The following is a 7115-nucleotide window of genomic DNA, read 5'->3' as shown; positions in this document are numbered from 1 at the left end:
ACCCCGCACCAACACCTACCACCACCCCGAAAGAATCCTCCGCGACGGTGACGACGACGAACCCGATTGACGCAACGTGTATTTGCGACGCTAGGCCCGATGGCGGTGACCCGCTTCGCCCGGCTTCGCCGCGCTCGCGATCACCGCTAGGCCCGATGGCGGTGACCCGCTTCGCCCGGCTTCGCCGCGCTCGCGATCACCGCTAGGCCCGATGGCGGTGACCCGCTTCGCCCGGCTTCGCCGCGCTCGCGATCACCGCTAGGCCGGCATCACCCGGCGCACGTCGGGGCCCCACAGCGGCTGCATGCCGCCGGGCAGCGCCAACTGCGTGGTGGTGATGACCTCGGCCAGCTCGCGCAACCCGGCGTGCACCGAACCGAGCAGGTCGGCCAGCGCGGCCCGCTGCCCGTCGGCGCTGACGACTTCCAGCTCGGCGGGATGCGAGCGGCGCAGCAGGGTGGCGATCTCGTCCACGAGCCGTTCCGGGCGCGACGACCCCGACGCCCCGGGCAGGTCCTTGAGGTTGGCCCGCAGCCGCTCCACTTGATACAGCAGCGACCGCGGGTTCTGCGCGTCGAACAGCATCAGCTCGGCCACGGCGGCGACGCTGACCTGGCCCACGGTGCGGCGCCGGTAGATGACCGAGGACTCGCACGCCACCAGCGTGGCCTCGATGATGGTCTGTTCGGCCGCGGGCGCGCGGACGGCGGTCAAGTTGGCCCGCAGCAGCGCGGTCAGCCAGAGGCCGCGTTCGATGCGCTTGCCGATGTCCATCATCGTCCAGCCCACGTCGCGCACCATCGACTCACCGGCGACCCCCGACAGGGTGAGCATCCCGGACAGCGTCTGCACCTGGGCCGACGCGAGTAGCGCGTCGGCCTCGGCGAGGGAATCCGGAGGCTCCCGCCGCTGAGCCAGCGCGCGCTCCACCCCGGCCAGCACTATCCAGGTGTCGTTGGACATCTGGTCGCGCACCGCCCTGGCGGCCAGCGCCAACCCTTCCACCGACTGCACCAGCGACCCGGACCGCTCGGGATCCACGGTCAGGGACCACAGCGTCGAGGGGGCGACGGCGATCATCTCGGCCCCGTCGCTGGCACGGTCGTCGTCGGCCCCGGTGATCCGGCCCAGCGCGGCCATCAGCACCGGCACGCATTCGCTCTCTTCGGTGTGCTGCTGATGCCGGTAGACATGGAACCTGTCCCGGGCGACGAGCAGCAGGCGCGCCATGCTCTCCGCGCGCTCGCCGTAGCGGCCGATCCAGAACAGGTCGGACAGCACACGCGGCGAGCTGACACCCCAGGTGCCCGCCGCGGTCTTCGCCGGCGACACGGGCGACGGCAGGGTCACCGTCTCGGCCCGCGCACGCTCCGTCGGGCGCACCCAAACATCCTTCGAGGCAACGGTTTGCAACGTGTACGCGGCCGGCCCGGGCGCCAGCACGTAGCCGACGCCGCCGATCATCGGGGCGTACCCGCTGCGCTGGGCCACGTTGAACAACCGGATGCCGACGCCGGCCGAGGACAACACCCCGGCATGGTCGGTGGGCGCCGACGAGAACTGCGGCAGTTCCTGGCCGATCCACTGCCAGGGCATCTTTTCGATCGCGGCCGCCAACTGTGCCAGCTGCAATGACGAAAGGGTCGGGCCGACAAGGGTTTTACCGCCGACGGTCGACTTCACCAGGAGCGAGGACAGATTGGCCAGCAGGTGTGAGCATTCGCTCGCGATGCCGCCCCAGTAGACCGGCGCGGACTGCAGCAGCGGCGCTTCGGAGAGGAGGCGCTCGGACAGCTCGGGCAAAAACCGAAGCAGCCCAGGGTTTTCCAGGATGCCACTGCCCAGCGTGTTGACGACGGTCACCGTCCCGCGGTGCGACGCCTCCACCAGACCGACGACGCCGAGCCGGGAGTCGGCCCGCAGATCGAGCGGGTCGGCGTATTCGGCGTCGACCCGGCGCAGGACCACGTCCACCCGTTTCAAGGTGCCCAGCGAGCGCATCCACAACTTGCCGTCGCGTACCACTAAGTCCGCGCTCTCCACCAAGGGAAAGCCCAGCAGCGTCGCGAGATACGCCTGATCGAAAGCGGTTTCGGAGAAGATACCCGGGCTCAGGACCACGACCACCGGATCCTGCGCATCGTCGGGCGCGGCGTCGATGAGCGCCAGCCGCAACGCCTGGGCGAACGGTGTCGTCGGGCGCGGCGCGATCCGTTCATAGAGATCGGGCACGGAGTGCGCGACGACGCGCCGGTCGGCCAGCGCGTAGCCGGCGCCCGACGGCGCCTGCGTCCGGTCGGCGTTGACCTGGAAGGTGCCGTCCGGTAGCCGGCTGACGTCACAGGCGTGCAGGAAGAGCTGGTGATGCCCGGGCACTTCGATGCCGTTGGCCGCGCGCACGTAACCGGGATGGGCGAACAGCAGCTCCGGCGGCAGCAGCCCCTCGGTGAGCAGGCTGCGCGACCCGTACAGGTCGGCGAGCACGGCGTCGAGCAGCCGGGATCGCTGCACCAGCCCGGCCTCCAGCGCCTCCCACTCCGCGGCGGAGAGGACGAGCGGCAGCGTGTCCAGGATCCACGGCCGCGGCTCGAGGCCGTGTCCGGCGGGATCGACGTCGGTGTAGGTGATGCCGTCGCTGTCGATCAGGCCGCGCACCACCGAGCGCAGCCGGTCGAGCCCCGCCCGTCCGCGCTCCGCGATGGTGTCGGCCAGCTCCGTCCAGGCCGGCCGCACCTGTCCGTCCCGGTCAACGAATTCGTCGTAGCCGGCGGCCGGGCCATGCCGGAGATCGAAGAGCGCTTCCTGGGCGCGCGCGGCCCGGTACCCGGCCAGCAGGCGGTCGGCGTCGTAGCGGTCGGCCGGGGGCGCCGACCCCGTACCGATGCCGAATGTCATGTCCGCAAACGCCATTACCGCTGAACGGTACGCACGCGGCGCAGGTCGAGGATGCCCGGCGCGCCGATATCGGTGAAGATCCGGGCCTGTTTCTCCCGAATGTCGGACAGATCGAGCTTGCCGGGGGTGAAGCCGGTCGCCTCGAAGCGGCGGGCGCGCCGTGCCTCGGCCTCGACGGCGTTGACGGGCGGCTCGTCGTAGGCCCGCCCACCGGGGTGCGCGACGTGATACGTGCACCCGCCGCGCGACGTGCCCGTCGTCAGGTCGACCAGCTCGAACTGCAGCGGCACGTCTGTGCTGATGGTGGGGTGCAGCGCGCTCGGTGGCTGCCAGGCCTTGAACCGCACTCCGCCCACGTGGATGTCGGGGTTGTCGGTGGCCAGCAGCGGCACCGGGTAGCCGTTGACCGTCACCACGTAGCGGTGCCGGTCGGCGCCGATGATGCGGATCTGGATGCGCTCGACCGACGAGTCGACATAGCGGGCGGTGCCGGCCGCGGTGGCTTCCTCGCCGAGGGTGTTCCACGGTTCGATCGCCCCGCGCAACTCGATCTCCACCCCGTCGAACACCGCCGTGCCGATGCGGGGGAAGCGGAATTCGGTGAACGGGTCCAGCCAGCTGGTCTCGAACGCGATGCCGTGCGCGCGCAGGTCCGCGGCAACGTCGGCGATGTCGTGAATCAGGAAGTGCGGCAACAGGTATCGGCCGTGCAGGTTGGCGCCGTGGCGTATCAGCGGGGCGCGTAGCGGCTCGTCCCAGAACCACGCCACCAGCGAGCGCACCAGCAGCGACTGCACCATCGCCATGCGCAGATGCGGCGGCATCTCGAAACCGCGTAGTTCCAGCAGGCCGAGCCGGCCGCGGGCGCTGTCGGGGCTGTAGAGCTTGTCGATGCAGAACTCTGCGCGGTGGGTGTTGCCGGTGATGTCGGTCAGCAGGTGCCGCAGCGCGCGGTCGATCACCCAGGGCTTCGCCGCACCGCCGGCCGACAGCCGGGCGATCTCGGCGAACGCGATCTCGAGTTCGTAGAGCGCCTCGGCGCGGCCCTCGTCGACCCGGGGGGCCTGCGACGTGGTGCCGACGAACCGGCCCGCGAACAAGTACGACAGCGACGGGTGCCGCTGCCAGTACGTCAGCAGCGATACCAACAGGTCCGGTCGCCGCAGCAGCGGCGAGTCGGCGGGCGTGACTCCGCCGAGGGTGATGTGGTTGCCGCCGCCGGTGCCGCCATGGGTGCCGTCCACGTCGAAGGACTCGGTGGACAGGCGCGCCAATCGGGCTTGCTGATAGAGGGTTTCGAGCTGCTGACTCTGCTCGGCGAAGCTCGCGGTGGGCGCGACGTTGACCTCGATGACGCCGGGGTCCGGGGTGATGGTCGTCGAGCGCAGCCGGGGGTCCGGCGGGGGTTCGTAGCCCTCGATCACGACCGGGCAGTCGACCTTGGCCGCCGCGGCCTCGACGCGTGCGACCAGGTCGACGAAGTGCTCCAGCGCCTCGGTGGGCGGCATGAAGAGGTAGAGCAGCCCATCGCGGATCTCGGCGACCATCGCGGTAGGCGGCGCGGTGTCGGAGTCCTCCACCACCGCGGTGCCCGACTGCGTCGACAGCTCGTCCCCGACGCCCAGGGGATCGGCATCGAACGACGGGCGCGGCGGCCGCCAGCTGATGGAATCCAGCGGCAGCCGCAGCCCCGCCGGAGAATCGCCGTGCAGCAACACGATTCGGCCGCGCCGCAGCTGCCAGTTGGCGCTGGCCCAGCCCTGACCATCGTCGCGGCGGTGCAGCGGCAACACGAAAGCCGCTGGGGCGGTGACGGATTCGTCGAGGCGGGCCAGCAGGGCGGCGCGGCCGGCGGGGGAGTCCGCGTCGAGGTCGTCGGCCGGGTCCACCGGGTCGCCCTCGGGTTGTCGCACCTTGGTCGCCAGCCGGTGCAGCGGGTCCTCGTAGGCGGCCCGCACTTGCGACGGCGGCAGCTCCAGGCCGTCGGCGATCGCGGCGAGCAGCCGGTGGCCCGCGTCGCTATCGGCCGGCGCCAAGTCGCCCAGCCACGGGTCGGCCAGCAGCGTGCCGTCGCTCCACAGCGGTCGCCCGTCGGTGCGCCAATACAACGCGATCTGCCAGCGCGGCAACGGTTCTCCCGGATACCACCGGCCCTGCCCGCGCTGCACCAACCCGCTCGGCGCCCACACCTCTCTGAGGCGCGCGGCCAGGTCGGAGGCGCGCTGCCGCTTGTGCGGGCCGTCGGCGGCCGTGGTCCATTCCTCGGCGACCTGATCGTCCACCGAAACGAATGTCGGCTCGCCCCCGATGGTCAGCCGCACGTCGGCGGCCGCCAACCGCTCATCGACGCGCCGGCCGACCTCGCGGATCGTGTCCCACGCGTCGTCGGTGTAGGGCAGGGTGACGCGCGGGTCCTCGTGGACCCGGGTGACGGTGTTAGAGAACTCCAGCACCGATTCGCACGGTTCGGTGCCGCCGCTGATGGGCGCCGCCGACGCCGGCTGTGGGGTGGCCGCCAACGGGATGTGGCCCTCGCCGGCGAACAACCCCGACGTCGGGTCCAGCCCGATCCAGCCCGCACCGGGGATGTACACCTCAGTCCAGGCGTGCAGGTCGGTGAAGTCGGCGGCGGGGCCCGACGGCCCGTCGAGCGCCTCCACGTCGGAGGCCAGCTGCACCAGGTAGCCGGACACGAAACGGGCGGCCAGCCCAAGCTGGCGCAGGATCGATACCAGCAGCCACGCCGAATCGCGGCACGAGCCGACCCCGGTTCGCAGCGTGTGATCCGGTGTCTGCACGCCGGGTTCCATTCGGACGCTGTAGGCGACGTCGGCGTTGACGGCGCGGTTGAGCGCGACCAGCAGGTCGATGGTGCGGGTGCCGGCCGGCACCGAGAAGTTGCGCACCCAGGCCCGCGTCAGCTCACCGGGCCCCGACCCGTCACCGTTTTCGTCGACCGGCCGCAGGTATGGCTCCAGGTCGTCGGCGAGCTCCTTCGGGTAGGTCAACCCATGCGCCGGCCACGTCTCGGCCCAGTCCTCGATGAAGAAGTCGAACGGGTTGATCACCTTGAGGTCCGCGATCAGCCCGACGGTGATGGTCAGCCGCTGGGTGGGATTCGGAAATACAAGGCGCGCAAGGAAATTGCCCACCGCGTCCTGTTGCCAGTTGATGAAGTGCTCGTCCGGCTCGATGCGCAGCGAGTAGGCCTCGACGGGCGTGCGGCAGTGGGGCGCGGGGCGCAGCCGCACGACGTGCGGATACACCCGGACCGGCCGGTCGAAGGTGTAGCTGGTGCGGTGCTCCAGCGCGACTTTGATGCTCATGACATGGTGATCTCATCACAAGCGGCACAACGCCGCAGCGCACCGCGGCTGCGGCTTACAACGCCGTAACTTCGGGCGCGGCCTCCGCTTGGATCGGCGGTTACGCCGGCGGCGGACCCGGGTGGTAACCCGGCTGCGGCACGGGGACCACCTGGCCGCCGCTCAGCCTGCGGTAGGCGTAGATGATCAGCAGCGACGCGACCGGGGCCGCCACCAACAGGCCGACACCGCACAACAGAAGCCCGACGATGGCGGACGCGAACACGATCAGCCACACCAGCAGCGCGTTGACGAAATTCGACCCGGCGAGCGAGAAGCTGGAAGTGAAGCCCTTGATCGCCGACTCCGAGCGATCGATCACGAACGCCACGGTGAACTGGGTGAATATGCCCAACACGAGACCCGGGATGAAGCAGAAAGCCGATGCGATCGAGGTGAGGACCTCGACGATCAGCACGGCCAGAAACACCATGCCGAGGTTGCGCGGCTTGAAGAACGAGCCGATGGTGACGGCGCGCCCGTCGGCCAGGTCAAGACAGCCGGACAGGAACGCCGACTGCGCGAATGCGCTCACCGCGTAGGCCACCAGGTAGCCGAGGACGAGCAGCCCGTACCCGGGGCCGGTCAGGTTGGTCGTGAAGGTGAAGTCGTAGTCGTCGGGAGTCGTTCCCGTGTTCATGTTCTGGCTCAGCGTGATCAGCGCGCCGGCCACCCCGATCAGCAGCCCGTAGACCAGCGTGGGCACGATCAACGCCACGGCGTTCTTGGTGAAGGTGTTCCACGCCCAGTTGAACCCGTCAAGCACGATGATCGGGGGCTTGGGTGGGGCGCCGTAGCCGGGCGGCGGGCCGGAGCCGGGCGGTGGTGGCGGCGCGCCGTAACCCGGCGGCGGGC

Annotated in this window: 3 protein-coding genes; all 3 read right to left on the bottom strand. The window is 70.4% G+C overall.

All coding sequences use genetic code 11. The features are described from left to right. Positions 1-258: 258 nt before the first annotated feature. The gene (locus A5773_RS13110) at positions 259-2910 is read right to left on the bottom strand and encodes a circularly permuted type 2 ATP-grasp protein (protein WP_067791226.1); all 2652 of its coding nucleotides are present in this window, start codon (positions 2908-2910) and stop codon (positions 259-261) included. After that, positions 2910-6221 carry a DUF2126 domain-containing protein gene (locus tag A5773_RS13105; protein WP_067791224.1) on the bottom strand — a complete coding sequence of 1104 codons (3312 nt, stop codon included), beginning with the start codon at positions 6219-6221 and terminating at the stop codon, positions 2910-2912. The genes A5773_RS13110 and A5773_RS13105 overlap by 1 nt, the downstream gene beginning before the upstream one ends. A 100-nt stretch (positions 6222-6321) precedes the next feature. Next, on the bottom strand, positions 6322-7115 hold a 794-nt coding region (locus tag A5773_RS26300), incomplete at its 5' end, for a hypothetical protein (protein WP_197507879.1).

The sequence above is a fragment of the Mycobacterium sp. 852014-52450_SCH5900713 genome (assembly GCF_001667075.1).
GTDB lineage: Bacteria > Actinomycetota > Actinomycetes > Mycobacteriales > Mycobacteriaceae > Mycobacterium.
This window is presented reverse-complemented; position numbering and strand designations above follow the sequence as displayed.